The 19,645-nt window shown below is 59.5% G+C and carries 18 protein-coding genes; 7 read left to right on the plus strand and 11 right to left on the minus strand.

Annotated features, from left to right (window positions below):
* The 3 genes from PSV43_RS13255 to PSV43_RS13265 form a co-directional block, all read left to right on the plus strand.
* Positions 1-1,139 (plus strand): hypothetical protein (locus tag PSV43_RS13255; protein ID WP_300197844.1); only part of this gene is annotated, 1,139 nt, incomplete at its 5' end.
* The gene (locus PSV43_RS13260; RefSeq protein ID WP_300197847.1) at positions 1,136-1,561 is read left to right on the plus strand and encodes a SufE family protein; all 426 of its coding nucleotides are present in this window, start codon (positions 1,136-1,138) and stop codon (positions 1,559-1,561) included. The genes PSV43_RS13255 and PSV43_RS13260, both read left to right, overlap by 4 nt.
* 2 nt (positions 1,562-1,563) lie before the next feature.
* Positions 1,564-2,151, plus strand: a complete 588-nt coding sequence (locus tag PSV43_RS13265; RefSeq protein WP_300197849.1) for a GNAT family N-acetyltransferase — start codon at positions 1,564-1,566, stop codon at positions 2,149-2,151.
* A gap of 56 nt (positions 2,152-2,207) precedes the next feature.
* Here PSV43_RS13265 and PSV43_RS13270 read toward each other — a convergent pair whose 3' ends face one another.
* The 6 genes from PSV43_RS13270 to purM all read right to left on the minus strand — a co-directional run bounded on the left by PSV43_RS13270 (position 2,208) and on the right by purM (position 8,572).
* The gene (locus PSV43_RS13270) at positions 2,208-3,146 is read right to left on the minus strand and encodes an ROK family protein (RefSeq protein WP_300197852.1); all 939 of its coding nucleotides are present in this window, start codon (positions 3,144-3,146) and stop codon (positions 2,208-2,210) included.
* Complete coding sequence (gene metF, locus PSV43_RS13275) at positions 3,143-4,066, minus strand: methylenetetrahydrofolate reductase [NAD(P)H] (RefSeq protein ID WP_300197855.1); 924 nt, start codon at positions 4,064-4,066, stop codon at positions 3,143-3,145. Before metF ends, PSV43_RS13270 begins: the two co-directional genes overlap by 4 nt.
* Before the next feature lie 21 nt (positions 4,067-4,087).
* Positions 4,088-5,380, minus strand: a complete 1,293-nt coding sequence (gene lysA / locus PSV43_RS13280; protein ID WP_300197858.1) for a diaminopimelate decarboxylase — start codon at positions 5,378-5,380, stop codon at positions 4,088-4,090.
* Between the two features lie 52 nt (positions 5,381-5,432).
* The gene (locus PSV43_RS13285) at positions 5,433-6,701 is read right to left on the minus strand and encodes a hypothetical protein (RefSeq protein ID WP_300197861.1); all 1,269 of its coding nucleotides are present in this window, start codon (positions 6,699-6,701) and stop codon (positions 5,433-5,435) included.
* A gap of 137 nt (positions 6,702-6,838) precedes the next feature.
* Positions 6,839-7,534 (minus strand): SGNH/GDSL hydrolase family protein, encoded by a 696-nt coding sequence (locus PSV43_RS13290; protein ID WP_300197864.1) that lies wholly within the window; start codon positions 7,532-7,534, stop codon positions 6,839-6,841.
* Positions 7,535-7,570: 36 nt separating this feature from the next.
* On the minus strand, positions 7,571-8,572 hold the full coding sequence (purM, locus tag PSV43_RS13295) for a phosphoribosylformylglycinamidine cyclo-ligase (protein WP_300197867.1): 1,002 nt from the start codon (positions 8,570-8,572) through the stop codon (positions 7,571-7,573).
* 178 nt (positions 8,573-8,750) lie between these two features.
* Between purM and PSV43_RS13300 the strand changes: the two genes are divergently transcribed.
* Entirely contained in the window at positions 8,751-10,205 is a 1,455-nt protein-coding gene (locus tag PSV43_RS13300; protein ID WP_300197871.1) for a hypothetical protein, read from the plus strand.
* Positions 10,206-10,272: 67 nt separating this feature from the next.
* Positions 10,273-11,649, plus strand: a complete 1,377-nt coding sequence (locus tag PSV43_RS13305; protein WP_300197874.1) for a DUF1501 domain-containing protein — start codon at positions 10,273-10,275, stop codon at positions 11,647-11,649.
* 10 nt (positions 11,650-11,659) lie between these two features.
* Here PSV43_RS13305 and PSV43_RS13310 read toward each other — a convergent pair whose 3' ends face one another.
* A complete protein-coding gene (locus PSV43_RS13310; protein ID WP_300197877.1) occupies positions 11,660-12,178 on the minus strand; it encodes a 3D domain-containing protein in 519 nt (172 codons plus the stop codon).
* A gap of 214 nt (positions 12,179-12,392) precedes the next feature.
* On the opposite strand from PSV43_RS13310, the gene PSV43_RS13315 reads away from it, so the two are divergent.
* Together PSV43_RS13315 and PSV43_RS13320 are read left to right on the plus strand one after the other, a co-directional pair.
* On the plus strand, positions 12,393-13,838 hold the full coding sequence (locus PSV43_RS13315) for an amidohydrolase family protein (protein WP_300197937.1): 1,446 nt from the start codon (positions 12,393-12,395) through the stop codon (positions 13,836-13,838).
* Positions 13,835-14,542: a DUF1080 domain-containing protein gene (locus PSV43_RS13320; RefSeq protein WP_300197880.1), complete on the plus strand. Its 708-nt coding sequence runs from the start codon at positions 13,835-13,837 to the stop codon at positions 14,540-14,542. The genes PSV43_RS13315 and PSV43_RS13320 overlap by 4 nt, the downstream gene beginning before the upstream one ends.
* Here PSV43_RS13320 and PSV43_RS13325 read toward each other — a convergent pair whose 3' ends face one another.
* From PSV43_RS13325 to PSV43_RS13340, 4 genes are all read right to left on the minus strand, one after another.
* Complete coding sequence (locus tag PSV43_RS13325; RefSeq protein ID WP_300197883.1) at positions 14,543-15,883, minus strand: neutral/alkaline non-lysosomal ceramidase N-terminal domain-containing protein; 1,341 nt, start codon at positions 15,881-15,883, stop codon at positions 14,543-14,545.
* A 46-nt stretch (positions 15,884-15,929) separates the two neighbouring features.
* Positions 15,930-17,354: a hypothetical protein gene (locus PSV43_RS13330; RefSeq protein ID WP_300197886.1), complete on the minus strand. Its 1,425-nt coding sequence runs from the start codon at positions 17,352-17,354 to the stop codon at positions 15,930-15,932.
* Between the two features lie 32 nt (positions 17,355-17,386).
* Positions 17,387-18,373: a hypothetical protein gene (locus tag PSV43_RS13335; protein WP_300197891.1), complete on the minus strand. Its 987-nt coding sequence runs from the start codon at positions 18,371-18,373 to the stop codon at positions 17,387-17,389.
* 85 nt (positions 18,374-18,458) lie between these two features.
* Entirely contained in the window at positions 18,459-19,643 is a 1,185-nt protein-coding gene (locus PSV43_RS13340; protein WP_300197894.1) for a hypothetical protein, read from the minus strand.
* Between the last annotated feature and the right edge of the window lie 2 nt (positions 19,644-19,645).

Genomic DNA, 19,645 nt, shown 5'->3' on the forward strand with positions numbered 1-19,645 from the left:
AACAGGCTGCTGAATTGATCCGCAAGGGGGCCGGTGAAGGAGCCCAGATCGCGCTCTACCAGCAGTGGCTGGGCCGCTACAGCCTGCTCCTCTCCGACATCCGCGGACACGAGGGGCGCCATGCCGAATCCCTCACGCTGCTCAAGGAAGCCACGATCAACCTCGACAAGGGACTGGCCGCTGATCCGAAAAACCGTCTCGCGCGCAATGAGTGCGCCCGTGCGTGGCTGGAATACGGCCTGCGTACGCTGCGCAACGGTGATGTGGCCGACTCCGAGCAGGCGCTGGCGCGCGTACCGACGATTCTCGATGCCAAGATGATCGGACACGAATTGATCAACGATGAAAAATTCATTCTCGCGCGAGCCAAGTTTGCCAAGGGCATCAGCCAGCGTGATGCGGGCAAGGTCGAAGAGGCGCTGAACACGCTGATTGATTCCGTGAAGGACATGGGCGAACTCGTACTCGGCAGCAGCCCGCGCAATCAGAATCAGGCACTGCTGCTGGCTGAGGCGTATACCGAACTGGCAGAACTCATCGGGCGTCATTTCAGTGGCGCGGATGCCAAAGAGGCGCACAACCAGGCCGTCCCGATCCTGCTGGAACTCATCCGTTTGCTGCCTGAGTGGGCCGAGGTGAAGTACTTGCTTGCGCGCAATTACGGTGCCCTCGCATCTCTCGCGCGTGATGCCGGCAACCCGGCTGAGGCAAGTAAGAAGAAGCAGGACGCCATCGAACTGGTGAATGAGATCCTCGCAGACGACAAAGACAATGTGCGCTATGGATTTCTGCTAGCCAAACTGCGGGGTGAATACGCTGAACTGCTCGCTGACAGCGGCAAGACGACCGCCGCCATTCCGATTGCGAAGCTGGCTGTGGAATCGCTCGAAGCACTCATTCAGGCACAGCCTGCCAATGACAAGCTCACGCCGGAGCGCCGCATGTGGGCCAGCCAGCTCGCGCAGCTTTATGGCTCGCTGGGACACACCAGTGAGAGTGCCGGCAAGAAGACTGAGGCGAAGGCCGCCTTTGCCAACGCCGTGGCCATCTGGGAAAAACTTGCTTCCGCCATCGCCAATGACGAGGCCATCCAGACGGGTCTCAACTGGAGCCGGGGCCGACTCGCTAAGTTGAAATGAGCCTTGATGAAAAACAGCAGTCGCTCATCGACGACCTGAACATCATCCACGATCTGCATGAACGTCTGAACGCGCTCGTCTCAAGCGGGCATGCACTGAAGCTGGATGAGGCGCACAAAACTGAAGCGAACCTTGTGCCCGGCTGTGTCTCTCGCGTCTGGCTGCATGGTGAACTCGTGGATGGCCGCACGCGCTTCACCTGCGACGCCGAATCCCCCATGGTCAACGGGCTCGCTGCGCTGCTGTGCGATCTTTACACCGACGCCGATCCTGCCGAAGTCGCCATCGTCGAGCCTCGCGTGTGGGAAGCCTGCAGCTTCAACAAAATGCTTTCGCCCACGCGTTTGAATGGCTTGGCCAACATGCGGCTCAGGATCCGCGCGATGGCGAATGAGTTCATCGCTTCAAACCCGTCTCATTGACCATGCTCCGTCTGCAAAACTTCCATGGGGCTGAACTGGCACCGCATCTCGATGCGCTGGGCGAACTGCGCATCACTGTGTTTCGTGAGTATCCCTACCTGTATGCTGGGACTCTGGAGCATGAGCGCGAGTACCTGAGCACCTACTTGCAGTCGAACGGCAGCCTTGTCGTTCTGGTGTTTGATGATGACCGGGTGGTGGGTGCTACCACCTGCCTGCCAATGCTCGATGAAGGGCCTGAATTTCAGGCGGCGTTCGTGCAGGCGGGTTACGATCTCGCCACGATCTGCTACTTCGGCGAATCGATCCTGCTGCCTGCCTATCGCGGCCAGGGCATCGGGAAGGAGTTTTTTGTGCGGCGTGAGGCGCATGTTCGGAAACTGGGCCTCAAATTCAGCACTTTCTGCGCGGTGGACCGCCCTGCCGAGGATCCGCTGCGTCCGGAGGGCTATCGTCCGCTCGATGAGTTTTGGTGCAGCCAGGGCTATGTGAAACGCCCTGAACTTCAGGCCACCTTTGTCTGGCAGGAGATCGGTGAAGAAACCGAATCACCGAAGACGCTGACGTTTTGGACCAAGGAACAGGCGTAACGGCACGAGCTACTGCTTGGGCCAGTTAGTAATCACCTTGTTGAATTGGCAACGGCTTAAGCCACTGCATTTTGATTCAAATGCCGGTCGAGCTCAATCTTGCCGAGAGCCAGCGCGCCGAGGAGGCCGGAGCGTGCGCCCAGACCGGGAGCGACGATGAAGTCGTCGATATCGCGGCCGAGTTCGGGGACGCGGAGGTAGCCGTTGTTGAGCTTGTGCAGCTGGCCGCGAATGAGCGGCAGGATGTGATCCTGGCTCATGACGCCACCGCCGAGGATGATGCGTTTGGGCGAAATGCTGAGCGTGAGGTTCAGCAGCGCATGCGCCATAACATCGGCCACTTCTTCCCAAGCGGGATGGTCGGGCGGCAGGGCATCCGCTTTGACTCCCCAGCGCGAGGCGAGGGCAGTGCCGCTGACGTAACCTTCGACGCAGCTTTTGTGAAACGGGCAGTGGCAGGCCTGCTGAATCGCCGAAGAATTGTGCGGTGGTGGCACCAGAATATGACCGATCTCGGGATGGAGCAGACCGTGGAGAAGCTGGCCATTGATGAGCACCCCGCCACCAACGCCTGTACCGACGGTGATGTAAATGAGCGGATCGGTGCCCTGCCCGGCTCCCCAGAGGTACTCAGCGAGCACCGCGGCGTTCACATCCGTGTCCCAAGCAATGGGTACGTGGTAACGATCGTGCAGCTTCTGCACGATGTTGGTGAACTGCCAGCCGGGTTTCGGCGTGGAAGTGATGTAGCCGTAAGTCTCGCTGTTTTTGTCGAGATCGATCGGGCCGAATGAGCCAATGCCGATGGCGGCGATGGAGCCGTACTTCGACTTGGCCATCGACAAAAAGCGGGTCACTCCCCCGAGGGTTTCTTCCGGCGTCGTAGTGGCAATGCGTGTGACGTCCCGCACATCATGCGGGCCGGTGCCGACGGCGCAGACGAACTTGGTGCCACCGGCCTCAATGGCAGCAATGAGTGGCAGTTCTTCGCTCATGATTGCGGGCGAACGGCGGCGGAGTCGCGGATGCCGAGACTGGAGTAAATCTCGCGCGTGGCGTGGGATTTATTCAGGGTATAGAAATGGATGCCATCGACGCCATGGTCGAGCAAGTCGCGGCACTGCTCGGTGGCATAGTGGACACCAACCTTCTGCACGGCGGCTTCATCGCCACCGCAGCGCTGGATGGCACGCAGGAGCTTGGCCGGGTAACGCGCACCTGCGGCGAGTTCGGCCATGCGGCGCATGCCGGAGGCGCTGGTGATGGGCATGATGCCTGCGATGATGGGGATGTTGATCCCAGCCAGCTGGCAGCGTTCGCGGAAGTCGAAGAAGTCGTGATTATCGAAGAACAACTGGGTGCAGATGTAGTCCGCACCGGCATCGACCTTGGCCTTGAGGTGATCCATCTCCAGCACGCGATTCGGCGTGGTGGGGTGGCCTTCGGGGAATCCGGCGATACCGATGCCAAAGCCGCGCTTGTCGGGATGCGCGCCACTGTCGTTGAACTTCTTGATGAAGGCCACAAGGTCGGCAGCGTGCTGGAAGGCGTCTTTGGCGCGCTCGTAGTTGGCGAGGTTTTTCGGAGGATCTCCGCCGAGTGCGAGGATGTTGCTCACCCCGGCTTTGGCGTAGCGTTCCAGAATGGCGGCGATGTCGGCCTCGCTATGACAGACGCAGGTGAGATGCGGGACGGCATCTAGGCTCGTGGTGGTGTTGATGCGAACCACGAGGTCATGCGTCAGTTCGCGTGTGGAACCACCAGCACCATAGGTGACGCTGACAAACGAGGGCTTGAAGGCCTCCAGTTCGCCGATGGCCTGATACAGCGCCTCAAACGCCTCGGCGCTCTTCGGCGGGAAGAACTCAAACGAGAGCGTGGGACGCTGGTCTTGGAGAATGTCGGCGATGTGCATCGGGTGGGTGCGCGTATGTAATCAGGCGATGTGCTCGCCCTTGAGGACGTCTTCGAGAGTCTGGCGTTCGCGCACGACGGTGGCTTTGTCACCATCGACGAGGATTTCAGCAGGCATGGGGCGCGTGTTGTAGTTCGAAGCCATGGTGAAACCATAAGCTCCGGCGCTGAGCACGGCGAGGTATTCGCCTTCTTTGACGAGCGGGAGTTCGCGGTTCTGAGCGAGGAAGTCGCCAGATTCACAGATGGGGCCGACCACATCGACTTTTTCGACGGTGTCGTTCGCAGGCTGCTTCAGCGGCACGATTTGATGCCAGCCTTCATACAGCGTCGGACGAATGAGGTCATTCATACCAGCATCAACGATCTTGAAAATTTTGGCAGAGCCGCGCTTCTCGTAGAGCACTTTGGTGAGCATGACACCGGCGTTGCCAACCATGAAGCGGCCGGGTTCGCAAAGAATGCGCAGTCCGAGAGGTTCGAGGTGTGGCACCACGGCTTCGGCATAGGCCTGAATCGTGAGCGGATGCACTTCTGCATTCTCTTCCCACCAGGTGGAATCACCGGAGTCGAGGCTCTGCTTGTAGTTGATGCCGATGCCGCCGCCGATGCTGAAGAATTCGATGCCGTAGCTCTTCTTCACCTGCGTCACGAGCGGGATGACTTTCTGCACCGCCTCAAGGAAGGGATCCACGTTGGTGAGCTGCGAGCCGATGTGCATCTGCAGGCCTTTGATGATCAGATTTGGGCAGTCGGCCGCCACGCGGGCGTAAACGTCGAGGATCTGGTCGAAATCGATGCCGAACTTGTTCTCACTCTTGCCGGTGGTGATCTTGGCGTGCGTTTTCGCATCGACATTCGGATTCACGCGCACAGCCACGGGGGCCTGCAGGCCGAGCTCGCCAGCGACTTGATTGATGTAATGCAGTTCCGCCTCGGACTCAGCGTTGAAGCAGTAGATGCCCTGCTTGAGAGCGTATTCGATTTCGTCGCGGGTCTTGCCGACGCCTGCGAAGGTGCATTTGGCGGGATCGCCACCGGCCTTGATGACGCGGAAGAGTTCGCCAGCAGAAACGATGTCAAAGCCGCCGCCCAGCTTGGCGATGGTGTTGAGCACGGCGATGTTGGAGTTTGCCTTCACTGCAAAGCAGATCAGGTGGTCAAGCTTGGTCAGCGCTGCGTCCAGGCGCGTGTAATGGCCGGCGATGGTGCTCTTGGAATAGACATAGAGCGGCGTGCCGTGTTTCTCGGCAAGGGACTGAAGCGAGACGTTTTCGGCGAATAACTGACCTTGGTGGTAGCGGAAGCTGTGCATAAGCGGGCCGCGTAGATAGGCGGGATTCAGCCCTGCGCAACCTCGTGCAGGTTCATCCTGGGTGCATTTCCACGAGTTTCCGCCCGGACGACAGCATCTCCACCAGCCATTGCCGCATGGCTTTGAAGCCGCGCAGGAGTGCCCCGTCCATGACTTCCTGGCAGCCGAAGTGCCGTGCGATGGCGTCTTCCTGACGGCGGTAACGCGGCAGCAGGATGAGGGTATCGCGGACGATTGATGGTGATTCGGCGGGACGCTGGGCCAGCGAGGGGTGCAGCAGCCCTTTGCAGATGACCATCCCGGCATCTGGCACGGCGATGCGGCGCTCGGGAAGCAGCAGCCACGGGTGATAGCTGAGCACGGGGCGGCCTGCGGCATCCTGCTTGAGCCGTACCAGGGTGCGGACCGGGACGCCTGCGGTCCGGCGTGCGAGGAAGCCTTTCACGCCGGTTTCGACATCGGTGGCAGTGGCGCGTTTGTTGAGCAGAAAATCACTTCCCATGAGCGTGCCGAACAGTGTGAGGCGGAAGGACCAACCGGCGAGCAGCAGACCGATGAGAATCAGCAGGAGGGAGACTGCCGCACCGGCGTAGGGATGGATCAGCGCGCTGCCGACCACCAACGACATGAGGCCTAGTTTGACGAGTTTGAGCCCTGCATCCACGATGCCGAAGGGAGACAGCGCGATGAGCACATTGATGGCGTGCGAACTGAGCCAGACGACGCCGAAGGCCACGATGGCCACCGGAATGGAAATCCAGGGAGTATGAACGCCAAAGTCGATCATGCCGTCCAGCGGCATCACGGCCAAACCGGAGTCTGCGAGATGATTCACGGCCTGCGGCTGCTCCTTGTTGAACTGGGCCATGGCAAGGGCGACGAAAGGCACGAAGCCGACCGTGGCGACGAGGGCGCTGAGCTTGTTTTCAAACAGCTCGGCGAAATCGAGCGGCTTTTTGACCAGCGCCGGAGCAGCGGCACCGAGGAAGTCTTTGAGAAAGCAGATGAGGATCAGCCCCAGCCCTGTGCCCCACACGCCGGGATGGCAATACCACGGCAGGCGATGGCGCAGATGCGACTCGGTCTTGTAATAGGTCCAGCCGCCCATGACGCTCATCCCCAGCAGCGGGCTGATGGCGACGCCGGTGATTTCAGAGATGCCCTGGGACAAGGAAACACCGGGCGGGAGCATGGATTCCTTCAGCTTTTCAGCGGCTGAGGAAGGGGTGGCAGAGGGAACCTCGGCGGCTTGGAGGGTGGAGAGGCCCACCAAGGCAATGAGCATCAGGACGAACAGGCGACGCGTGAACGAGATATTCATGACAGGTATGGGGCGGGTTGGTGCTGTGTGGTCGAACACAGCGTGGTCAAGATGCACATGAATCCACGGGAGGCACGTCACAATCGGAGGGCGGGATTGTAACGAGGTGGCGGAGCGGTCGCTCGGCAAGATCGAGCTTACTTTGCCAGCGCCTTGCTGATTTCTGCGGCGACTTGCTGCGCCAGGAATTCGCTGCCAGCGGGGGTGTAATGGACGTCCCGTGGATTCTGCATCGTGGCGAGTTGCGGCGTGATGTGCGCGTTCAGGTCGTCGATGGCGACGCCGTTCTCCGCCATGACCTTGGCGGCGATTTCATTGTACTCCTTCACCTGGCCGAATTTGCGAGGTGGATTGAGGTCGCCGTCCGGGATCGGGGTGGTGGTGGCCCAGATGAGTTTGGCCCCGGTCTTCTTCAGAGTGGCGACGAGGCTGCGCAGATTGGCCTCGTAATCGGCGGGCTCGACTTGGCGTTTGCCATCGGGCATATACTTGAGATCGTGGATGCCCCAGTTGAAGTGAATCACATCCCATTTGCTGGTGCCAAGCCATTTGGCGATGTTCGCGACACCGTTCTTGGTCGGACCGCCATTGCCGGGAATGCGGTGTACATTGGCCTTGCCCTCCAGCAGCTTTCTCACGGGCAGCGTATAGCCGATGGAGATGGAATCGCCGATCAGCAGAACGCGAGGCAGACCTGCGACATCCTGAATCGGGTCGAGTGCCGGATTCGGAGGACGTTTGGCCTTGGTTGGAGGAGCAGGCTGCTGAGCGGAAGCGCTCAGCAGACCACCCAAAATAAGAACGAGCGAAAGAACAGAAGTACGGCGGTTCATGGAACCTCCCTTCACTGCCTAGAACCGCTCAATCTTTCAGACGATCTCCACACTGACCTGAGCGCTGGTGTCCATTTCACCAATGATTGTGGCACCCTTGCCGCAGGTCAGGGCTTTGTCGGCATCGGCTGCCGAAACGATTGCCACCCAGCCGAGGCCCATGTTGAAGGTGTCGATCGCGTCCTTCTTGTCAGCATGACGCAGCACCTTCTGCACCACGTCGTTCTGCCAGAATGGAATACGCAGATTCGCGCCGAGACCGCGCTTCAGGAACATGCGGCCCAGATTTTCTGGCAGACCACCTCCGGTGATATGCGCCATGGCCTTCGGGCGGATGCCTGCGGCTTTGAGAGCAGCGGGCTGCTCATGATAGAGGAGAGTAGGCAGCAACAGAGTGCGCATTTCGTCCTCGCTGAACTGGATATTTTCCTTCTCGATGATGCGGCGGACGAGGCTGAAGCCGTTCGCATGGAAGCCTGCGCTGGGCCAGCCGATGAGCACATCGCCAGCGGCGATGGTGCCGGGATCGAGCAAATCTTCCTTTTCGCAGGCACCGATGGCGAAGCCGCTGAGCTCGACCATGCCCTCGGGCACCATGCCGGGCATCTCGGCCGTCTCACCACCAGCGAGGATGCAGTTGCACGCCACCAGGTATTCGGTCATGCCAGCGATGATGCGGGTGATCTGCGTCTTCTGGATCTTCGGGATGCCCACGTAATCGAGGAACATGATGGGATCCGCCCCTGTCGTGAGCACATCGTTCACGTTCATGGCGACGAGGTCTTTGCCGGCGGCTTCGAGCTGGTCGTGCTTGAGCAGCAGCTCGATCTTCGTGCCGACCCCGTCACAGCCTGTGAGGATGATGGGGTGCTTATATCCGCTCAGGTCGTAGGCGGCGGCGAACAGGCCAAAGGGATTGGCCAGCTTCCGCTTCTGCTGGGTGCTCCTCACCAGCACGCCGATGTCATCGACCAGCGATGCTGCTTCGTGAATATCGACGCCGGCTTGTTTGTAAGTGTGTGCGGAAGGGCTGCTCATGGAAAATGGGTGGCGGGTTGCCTAGCCCGAAAGAGGGGGCGGCTCAAACGGAAACTCATCGGCCCGGCCTCCTAGGCACCTAAATCGACCGGCTACCTCGGTGCTTTTCTGTGGGCAGGATTGACCGTCCGTTGGGAGGAAATACCTCCCTAAGACCGTTTGAATGACTCCAACGGTCATGAAACACTTCCTCCTTTGCCTCCTCATTTCACTGTCAGCCCGTGCGTCTGAACTGCGAATCGGCTCCGCCACCGCCGATATCACCCCGGACCAACCGGTGGCACTCGCCGGTCAGTTCGGCACGCGCATCTCGCAGAAGCCAGAAACAGCGATCATTGCCGCAGTGGTAGCGATGGAATCGACGGATGGGGGCAAAGTTGTCGATCAAGCGGTGCTCATATCATGCGATCTCGTGGCGATTCACCATTCGGTGCTCGATCAGTTCCGCAGGCACCTGCAACCGCTCATTCCCGACCTTGATGTGCGCAAGATCATCGTGTCCGCCACGCACACACATACTGCGCCGGTCACGTCGGAAATCGCCGAGGAGACCCTGATCACCTATCCGATTCCCAAGGAAGGCGTCATGCAACCGGCAGAATACACGGCATTTTTCATCGAGCGTCTCTCGCAAGCCTGCGTCAAGGCCTGGAAGAACCGGAAGCCCGGCAGTGTGAGTTGGACGCTCGGATTTGCGCAGATCGGTGAGAATCGCCGCTCCGTTTTCGCAGACGGGCATGCGCAGATGTATGCCAATACCAACAACGCGCGCTTTCGCCATCTTGAAGCGGGCTACGACTCAGGTGTGGAGACGCTGTTCTTCTGGAATGCGGAAAAGCAGCTCCAGGCCATCGCAGTCAACGTCGCCTGTCCCTCACAGGAGGTGGAAAGCCGCAGCGCGCTGAATGCGGACTTCTGGCACGATGCGCGAGAGCAGTTGAAGGCCAAACTGAATGCGCCGGAGCTCACCGTGCTTGGCTGGTGCAGTGCGGCAGGCGATCAATCGCCGCATCCGCAGTATCGCAAAGATGCTGAGGCAAGAATGATCGCGCTGCGCGGTCTCACGCGGCAGCAGGAACTCGGCCGCCGCATCAGCAATGCCGTATTGGACACGCTTGACGCCGCAAAGGCCGACATCCGTAGCGCGGCACCGCTCGCGCACATCGTCGAAGACCTCGCGCTGCCACCGCGCAAGATTTTAGAGCGAGAGTATGAGGACGCGAAAAAGAACATCGCGCAATACAGCGTGATTGAGAAACCGGACAACCGCGTCATCACGATGCTGGGACTCGAACGCGGCATCGTGAAGCGTTTTGAAGAGGCGGACAAACTTCCGCCCTACAGCATGGAGCTGCATGTGCTGCGCATCGGCGATGTCGCCGTCACGACGAACACCTTTGAGCTCTATCTCGACTGGGGCATCCAGATGAAAGCGCGCAGTCCTGCGCAGCAGACCTTCGTGCTCCAGCTGACCAACGGCTGCGGCATGTATCTGCCCACCGCCCTCGCCATCGAAGGCGGGAGCTACAGCGGACTGCCGCACGTCAACAAAGTCGGCCCCGAAGGCGGCCAGATCCTCGTCGATCGGACCGTGCGCGCAATGCAGACACTGTTTCCAGCGCCGGTGAAGTGATTTGCCCGGCCAAAGCAAGGCCGGTCGTCTCGCGACGTAGGTTCTTCTGCCCTCAGCCCTCCCACGCATGAAAACCACGGCCAGTCCCCCACCGAGCATTCCGCAGGCTTTCAGCCCTGTGGGCGGCGATTTGCTGCGAATCGGCACTACGCGCCGCGGGTTTTTGCAGACCGGGCTTGCGGGACTGGCAGGCATTTCAGTCCCCTCCCTCTTCCAACAGCAAGCCTTCGCAACAGCGGCGGGACAGGCCACGCGAAAGACGAATGTCGTCCTTTTTTGGCTCTCGGGCGGCCCGAGCCACATCGACATGTGGGACCCCAAACCCGATGCACCGAGCGAAATTCGCGGCCCCTTCGGCCACATCCCGACTAAAGTTCCGGGCATCCACGTGTGTGAGCATCTGCCACTGACTGCGAAAATCATGGACCGGCTCACGCTGATTCGCTCGGTCGATTGCAGCGCCAGCGATCACACCCCCATCACCATGCAGGCCTGCAATCCGCTCGCGCGACGCACGAACGATGGCCGTGACGGTGGCGGCTATCCATCCATGGGTTCCATCGCTGCAAAGTTTCGGGGTGCCAATGCCCCAGGCATTCCGGGTTATGTGGCACTCGCTGATTCGCTGCCCGCCGATATTTGGGGCGCGGGCCACATGGGCAATGCCTTCAATCCGGTCAGCGGCAAAGATTTGTCAGGCCGCCTCAAACTCGTCGAAGGTCTCAACATCGAGCGACTCGGCACCCGCCGCGCGCTGGCCGAGCAAATGGACCAGTGGAAGCGTGGCATCGGCACCAATGAATCCATCGCAGCAGCGGATCACTTCACCCAGCAGGCCTATGAGGTGCTCATGACCGGCAGCGCACAGCACGCGCTCAATTTGGATGAGGAATCATCCGCGATGCGGGACAAATACGGTCGCGACAGCATCGGCGAAAAAGCCCTGCTCGCGCGCAGGCTCATTGAGGCCGGATCCACCTTTGTGACTGTCAGCGGTGCCTGGGGTTACTTTGATCATCATGGTGATGAAGTGAAGTGGGGCGGCATCAAGAAAGGCCTTACCCCGCTGCTGCCCAGCGTGGACCGCACACTGCATGCCATCGTCACGGATCTCGAAGACCGAGGGCTGCTTGACAGCACGTTGATTTTGATGATGGGCGAATTTGGGCGCAGTCCTGTGATCAACAAGAATGCTGGCCGCGATCACTGGCCGCGGGTGATGTCCATGGTCATGGCCGGCGGCGGTCTGCGCCACGGTCAGGTCATCGGCAGCACCGACAAACATGGCGGAGAGATCGAGAGCCGCCGCGTCGCGCCGGGTGATCTGGCCGCCACGGTGTTTCATCATCTCGGCATCGAACAGAACACCAACTGGATCGACCCTCAGGGCCGACCTCGTCCCATCGTGCACGAAGGCGGCAAGGTGATGGCAGAGCTGCTGTAGCCCTACCGTATCAGGAGTCTGGAGGACGGCGGGTCTCGATCGCGCTGACCATCTCACGAATGTGGGGTTTGATCCCTTCGCGCGGTTTCATGATCGCGAGACTCTTGTCAAAGGAACCCCATTTGAGCACCTTGATATTGACCTGGCGGGCGCCCCACTGATCCATGGATGCCTTGGATGGGCGATAAAGATCGATGGTCTGGGTGCCGACGAGCGCGGAGCCGTAGTCGTCCACCTGATAAACATAGGGCTCGCCTTCGATTTTGAATTCTGTGCCTACCGGGTAAACAGACCAGTCGGTGGCAGCGCTGCGCACCGCGCCAAATTTGAGGGTATTTCCCACGGCGCTCTTGGCCCCATAAACGATGTGATCGCTCTCACTTTGAGTGTACGCGGTAGTCTTGACATTGCTGAGGGTGCTGCCGGAATGCACGCTCACCAGCTTGCTGGGAGCGACTTTGGAGACACTTTGACAGGAAGAACATCCCACACAAAGCGAGGCCAGCAGGAATAAACGGAGGTTAGTCATTTGGGGGTCGGGCGTGAAATTTTGCACGCCCGGGGGTGTAATCTGAGACAAGCAGGCGAAAGCCATGTTCGATCTTTTTGAATCGCCGTGAGTGTGGCAATAACCACCCGCAGTCCCGCCTTTAGACCGTCAATGTTCACCCTAGACATCACAATAATACAACGTGAGCGTCCCACCTGACGAAGAAATCAACCCCGCATGCCGTTTCACGTTCATGAGATCGTATTTGCTCCTCCTGTTGTTTTTTCATGTCAGCCACTGTTTCGCGGAAGAATTCGATCTCGTGCTTAATAACGGCCGTTTGATGGACCCGGCGACAAATCTGGACGCGGTTCGTCATATTGGCATTCGTGAGGGCAAAATCGTCGCGATCTCCGCAACGCCGCTTGTCGGTAAAGAAACGCTGGATGTGAAGGGACATGTCGTCGCGCCCGGCTTCATCGACATCCATGCGCATGGGCAGACCACGATTGACATGCAGATCAAAGCTTGTGATGGCGTCACCACTGCGCTCGACCTCGAAGCGGGCGTGTATCCGGTGACCGCTTGGTACCGTTCGATGGAAGGCACGGCACCGCTGAACTATGGAGCCACGATCGGCCACATCGCCGCACGCTTTGCCGCATTTCATCCCGGACTGGAGATCGGGCACTGGGCGATCAACCGTGCAAAGGTCGCGGGACTCGGCGCGAAGCCTGATGGAGCAAACAAGGTGGCGACGGACAAAGAATTGAAGCTCATGGGCGACGCGATACACCGTGGACTCGATGAAGGCGCGCTGGGCATTGGCTTTGGCATCAACTACACGCCTGCCGCCGCACCGGGCGAGATCGAGGCCATGTTTCGCATCGCCGCTGAGCGCAAGGTGCCTGCGTTTGTGCATACGCGCGCCTTTGGCATCGCCGCAATCCAGGAAGCGATCACCGCCGCAAAAACGACCGGCGCGGCGTTGCACATCGTGCATGTCGGCAGCAGCGCCATCGGCGACATGAGTGAAGTTTTAAAACTCATCGATGCCAGCAAGGCCGCAGGCATGGACATCAGTACCGAAGTGTACCCCTACACCGCCGCATCCACTGTGCTGGAGTCCGCGATGTTCAATCCCGGCTGGCAGGCCAATCTCAAGATCGACTACGGCGATCTCGCCTGGGCCACGACAGGTGAACGGCTCACGCAGGACAGTTTCGAGCGCTACCGCAAGCAAGGCGGCTGGGTGATCATCTACATGATGAAGGATGAAAATGTCGAGATGGCCATCGCACATCCTGGTGTGATGATCGCGAGCGACGGGGTTCCCTTCATTGATGGCACAGGCCATCCACGCGGCGCTGGAACCTTCGCTCGCGTGCTGGGCCATTACTCACGCGAAAAAAAGCTGCTGCCGCTGATGGAGGCACTCGCCAAGATGACGATCCTGCCGGCCCGGCGTCTTGAAGGATACGTTCCGATGATGAAAGGCAAAGGCCGCATCGCCCTGGGTGCCGACGCGGACATCACCGTCTTCGATCCGGCGACCGTTATCGACCGCGCAACCTTTGAGTCGCCAACGGCACCTTCCGCTGGTATTCCACATGTCATCGTGAACGGCATTCCCGTCGTGCGTGATGGCAAACTCATGAAAGAAGCCCGTCCTGGACGCGCTGTAAGAATCACCCCATGAAACACATTCTTCTAAGCTTAATCTTTGGCACTGCCCTGCTCGCTGACGACGCACCGCAATGGCGCGATCTCTTCAACGGCAAGGATCTCACCGGCTGGGTGGATGTGAACACAAGCCCCGACACCTGGAGCGTCAAAGACGGCCTGCTCGTCTGCAAAGGTCTGCCCATCGGCGTGATGCGCAGTGAGAAGCAGTATGAGAACTTCATCCTGCACATCGAGTGGATGCACATGGAAGCGGGCGGAAACTCCGGCGTGTTTGCATGGAGCGAAGGCAGCGTTGCGCCGGGCAAAAATCTGCCCAAAGGCATGGAGGTCCAGATGCTGGAGCTTGAATGGCCGAACCTTCATCTCGACAAAGATGGCAAACCGAATCATCCCGGTTACGTCTCGGGTGAACTGTTTGGGGCGAACGGCCTCGAAGGCATCCCTGACAATCCGCGTGGCAAACGCAGCATGTCCTCGGAAATGCGCTGCAAGGGCAAGGGCGAATGGAACACCTACGATGTGGTCTGCGTCGACGGCACCGTGAAGCTCTCGATCAACGGCAAGTTCGTCAACGGCATCAGCCAGTCCACTGTGCGCAAAGGCTACCTCTGTCTTGAATCCGAAGGTGCTGAGGTTCGCTTCCGCAACATCCGCATTCTGGAATTGCCCGGCGGCAGAGTGACGCCGGAGCAGACGGCTCCTGTCGTGAGCAAATAGTTACTTCGCCTGCTTCACCAACTCCTCGACCTTAGCGGTGATCAATTCCTCCACCGCCTCGGTGTAAGGCGCGCGGTGGCCGTACTCAAACATCCCCGTGGCACCTTCATAGCTGCCCTCCTTGCGCACACGAAGACTCGGCACATAGCTGGTGAGATCGTTGTTGTAGCCGCAAACCCAAGTGGTGTTCCAGCCGTAGGTTGCTTTGAACTTGAGCGAGTAATCCACCACCGTTTCTCCGGTCAACGCGATGAAAGTGAAATCAGCGCCAATGCGCCAGACCTGAATGGGATACTTCACGCGATCCGGTGGAGAACCGAGTGTTGCGTATTGGTGGATGAAGTGCTCGAACTCGCGTTTCGGCATGCCCGTGAGGTTGGGAAGTCGTTGCTTGAGTTCTTCGAGCGGAATCCCGGGCTGGAGCATCAGCTCTGTCTCACCCATCGCCGCGTGAATGGGTCCATTGAGTGGAGGCATCTGAGTGCTGATCGTCTGGCGCACGGCTTCCGCTAAAATCTTGCCGTACATGCTCGCGAGTTCCGTCGCCTCGACATCCTTGCCCCGAATGCGCGGCAGCGGATTGGCATCGCCACCGCAGTTCTGCACAAACATCGCGACCGAGCCTGGAAAAGTCTTCTCCAGTTCAAGCTGCGCAAAGCCTGCGTAGTCACCATTGATGCTCAAGCCGCCAAGCGCCGTCGTATGACAGGAGTAGCCAAACACAATGCCCTTGATCCCCTTCCCGGTCTTCACAGCAATCACCGGCACATCCTGATCCACCTGCCCGCCAAATGCGCGGCTCTCCGGGCCGCGTGAGCGTCGTCTGTTCACAGCCACACCCGCGAGACCTTGATCAAACGCTAGTTCCGCAGGCTCGAGATTTGCGATGGCCGCACCGATCACCTCCTCATACTTGGAGTAAACCATCGCCGTGTAGCGATCCTTCACCGCCGCTTCTTCCGGCGTGAATTCATAGTACAACCAGAGCACATCCGCCGTGACCGGGCAGGAGTGATTGTGCGAGGCATTCAAGATCAGCCGCTCTCTCGGGATGCCATGATTTTCCAGCGCGGCCTTCGCGATGATGGCGACCATCTTGTCGCTCAGCCCCACCAAATCCGCTGTCACCAGCACCGAAGTCGCGCCCGAGTCATCCTTGAGCGCCAGCGCCTTCAACCAGATCGCATGCTCCACCCGCTGCGACATGCGCGTCTTCCCACCGTAGCCCGCGAGGGGCACTGATTCGGTGGGGGTAATGTCTGCTTTGGCCACACCTGCCTGCCATGCGGCGGATGCAAAAGTGGCATGGAGCATCAGCAGGAAAATGAAAGCGTGCTTCATGGGGTCATTGTTTTGAAGACTTCAGCCAGCCCTGCACAAAGCGGGACTATTTCACCTCCGCAGCCATCTCCAGCAGCGCATCCATCATTTTCACCGAAGCCTGCGGCTCCAGATTGTTCGTGCCGGGCCAGGTCTCATAGCCGCCGAGTTCAAAGTGGCGAGGGGTGGGCATGTAGCCGTAGTAGCCGTGAGCGAGCTCGATCATGAAGGACTTGGCAAAGGGGCTGCGCTTGCGGAACTCGACGCCGGTTTCGGCAAAGGTCTCGGTCGGGGTGGTGCCGATGCAGATGTCGCCGATACGGAGGATCTGCACCGCCGCCTTGGTTTCAGGACTGGCCTTTGCCAGGCGCTGCACGCGACCGGCATAGGAGAGCGGCAGATCGGCCTTGCCCTGGATGCGGGGCGTTTTCGCCTCGGTCTCTTTGGCCCATGCGATGAGTGCGGGATCGATCTTGCGCCAGGCAATGGAAAGTTCACGGTAACGGGCGGCGAGAGGGGCGCTGTTTTGCCAGGTCACATTCGCCAGAGAGGCGTTCACTTTTGAAGCCACGTCTTCTGCCACATAGCGCATCTGCTCATAGGGCTTCTTGCGCGGCTGCGGGTTGCGGAAGTTGATGTTGTTCGCGTCACCACTGGTGCCGTTTGCCATCAGCGCGACAAAGGGTGGACCATCGCTGCCACCGGTCTGCAGGCGATTCAATGCTTCGCAGTACATGCCGTAGTAATCCGCCGAAATGTCCGCGCCATTCACGCCGCCGACGTAATGCAGTGAGTAGGCGGAATAAACCGAGATCAGTCGGCCACCAGGCTCGCGCAGCGCAATGAATGAGATGGTGGGATCAGGCTCGCTCGCAGGCTTGATGAGGGCGGGGTTCCCGGCGCCGGGGTTCATCTTCACCTTGTCTATTTTGCCGAAGGGATTGAGCGGCATCTTGTCCTCTTGGAGAAACCAGCGGCGGATGTGTACGTGCTCCGGTACATCCACCGTACCGAAGGCGATCTCAGCAGGGCGCAGGAGATGGATCGCGCGCCTCACACCGTCCGCGATGCGACGAGCGACGAATTTTTGATAGTCCGTCAGCTCCTGATCCGAGAAGTAACCACGAACCGGGCCGCCCAGTGTATTCACCGCAGAGTGTGTGTGCGTACCGGAGATCACTACATTCGCCGCCGGGATGCCGGTTTCTTGCTCGATCAACGCCCGCGCTGTCGTGGAAACACTGCGATGCAGTCCGAGCAAATCGCACACCACGAGCGCCAGCTTCGTCTTGCCGTCATCGAGCACGAGACAGCGCGCGTGCAGCTCATCGTGAATGTTGGTGCAGGGATAGGGCAGGAAGCCACCCACGACCTCGCCACCGAGTTCCGGCGTGATGTTGCTGGTCGCCGCTCCGGCCATGAGAGGGGCCTTGGGAGTGTCTGCGGCGTGAAGAGAGACTGACGCGAAGAGAGCGAGAAAGAAATAGCGCATGGAACCAATACAGCGGTCCCCCCTGCATTATGTCACGGCTTCCAGTCCACAGGCAAACTTAGCGACCATACTTCATTCGACAGCGGACGCGCATGCCCGCCGAGAACCCAAAGCTTGTCTTGAAACACCAGAGCCGAATGCTCATGCCGTGACTTCCAGCAGGTCTTCGTCTCCAAGCGCTGCCAGTTCTTTCCATCCGCGCTGTGCCAGACGTCACCAAAGTTATCCTGCTCTTTCGACCAGCCGCCCAGCACCCACATGCGCCCACGATAAATGGCGGCACTGAACCACAGCCGCGCCGCCCACGGCGCCGACTCCGTTTCGCAGGTCCAGTTCACTCCATCGCCTGATGACCACACATCGTTCTTCGCCTGATAGTTCGGCACGTAGTTGCCTCCGCCAAGCACATACATTTTGCCGTTCAGCACCACCGCCTGATGATAAGCACGCGGCGACCATGCGGCCTTCGCCGTCTCCAGCTTCCATTCTTTGCCGTCCGCAGACGACCACACATCGTTCTTCAGGCTCGCATCATTGCCAAAGTAGTAGTCCTCAATGCCGCCAAGCACCCACAGCCGTCCGCGATGCTCCACCAGGCCCGCTGCAAGTCGTGGTGACCATTGCGCGGCGGCGGTGATCTGATCCCACGTCGCGCCATCAGCGGATGACCACACTTGATGACTCGGGGAATGGCCCGGCAAGCGGCCCTTGTGCCAGCCACCCATGATCCACATCTTGTCCTGAAACGTGATGCTCATCGCGAGATCGCTGTGCAGCCATGGAGCGTTTTTGGCGATCAGTTTCCACCCTTTGCCGTCGCTGGATGACCACACGTCACGCGGTGGATCTTCGAACGACTGAAACCAGCCACCACCGATCCAAAGCTGATCCTTGAACACCCACTCCGCCTGCGAATCCCGTGCCTGCCACCCTGCCCGGGCTTCAAGCACCCAGTCGATCTCCGCAGCGCTGCTGCTCAGACTGATGAGCACCAGCAGGAGAAGAAAGAAATGTTTCATAAATTAGCTCATCAACTGCGTTTCGATGTCCAGTCCGACACGCTGACTGGGACGAAACCCTGATTCAAATCGACGAGCGGTTCAGTCATGGTGCTGCGGTGTTGGGTTTCGACCATAAGATGCGGGCGACAAACGTCGCGCCTTCGGCTCCACGTTTCGCGGAGTCCTTCATGAACATGCCCTCGGACACCGTCACCCATGATTCGTTCTCGTTGATGCGGCAGGCACCAAAATTTCCCATCTCCGCGCCGCGCTCAGGAACGATCACCTTTTCACTGCTGCGGACGATTTGGAGTTTTTCCGTGTCCACCCGGGCCATGAACAACGGGGCGCGATGGCGGACGATGTGATCGTTGTTCGCGCCACGCCGGGTATAGACGAGAAACAGGCCGTCGCTGTGAGCCAGCCAGTGCTGCTGGGTGTTGTAGCTGCCGAGTTCGGTGCCGTCATCGAATGTCCAAGGGGTCGGCTCGGCAAACTGAAGACCGTCATCGCTCACACTGACGTAGCCGCGCTCGTCGTTGCGCAGGGTGAGGTAGTAGCGGCCAGCAAAGGCGATCAATGATGGCTCGTAGAGGCCGCGTGCCACATGGAGGCGCACGATATTGCCGTGTTTTACGAACGTGAGTTTGGTCCCGTCGAACTGACATTCGGCGACCGTTGTACTGAAGCGATCTTTCACGCTGTTGCCGATGTAGAGCGGAACCAGCAGAGAGCCGTCGGCTTTGATGAGCCATTGAGCGCAGGCATTGCGGGCGAAGTTGAATTGATCATCCGCTGGCAGCTCCAGCACCTGCCACGGTGTCCACTTCGTGGTCTTCGGGTCGTAAACGGCATAGACCGTTTGATGGGCGCGCTTCACGTCGTCGAGTTGTTTGCCTTTGGGGCTGTAACGGACGCGGGCACCGATGGCGAGCAGCTTGCCGGTCTTTGCGTGCCATCCAGGCGTCACATCGGCCACACTGATCGTCACGCCATCGGGCTGTGGCTGCCAGTCGATCTCTGGCGGCAGAGTGGGGCCGCTCCACGCGCCGTCCACGCCCTCGCGACGCATGAAATACAGACCGGAGTAGTAATCGGAAACTTTGAGGTGCTTTTGGATAGTCATCACCACGCCGCCGGGCACCGCCGCCGCACGCGGGTGAAACCAGAGGAACTTCCCATCATCATGCTTCATCACCGTTTCGAGTTTGACGTTGAAGTCGGGCGGCTCGGCGGAGAGCAGCATTTGCACTGCGACCAGCCCTAAAACAAAGAGGCAGGCTTTCATGA

The organism is Prosthecobacter sp., from assembly GCF_029946185.1.
GTDB lineage: Bacteria > Verrucomicrobiota > Verrucomicrobiia > Verrucomicrobiales > Verrucomicrobiaceae > Prosthecobacter.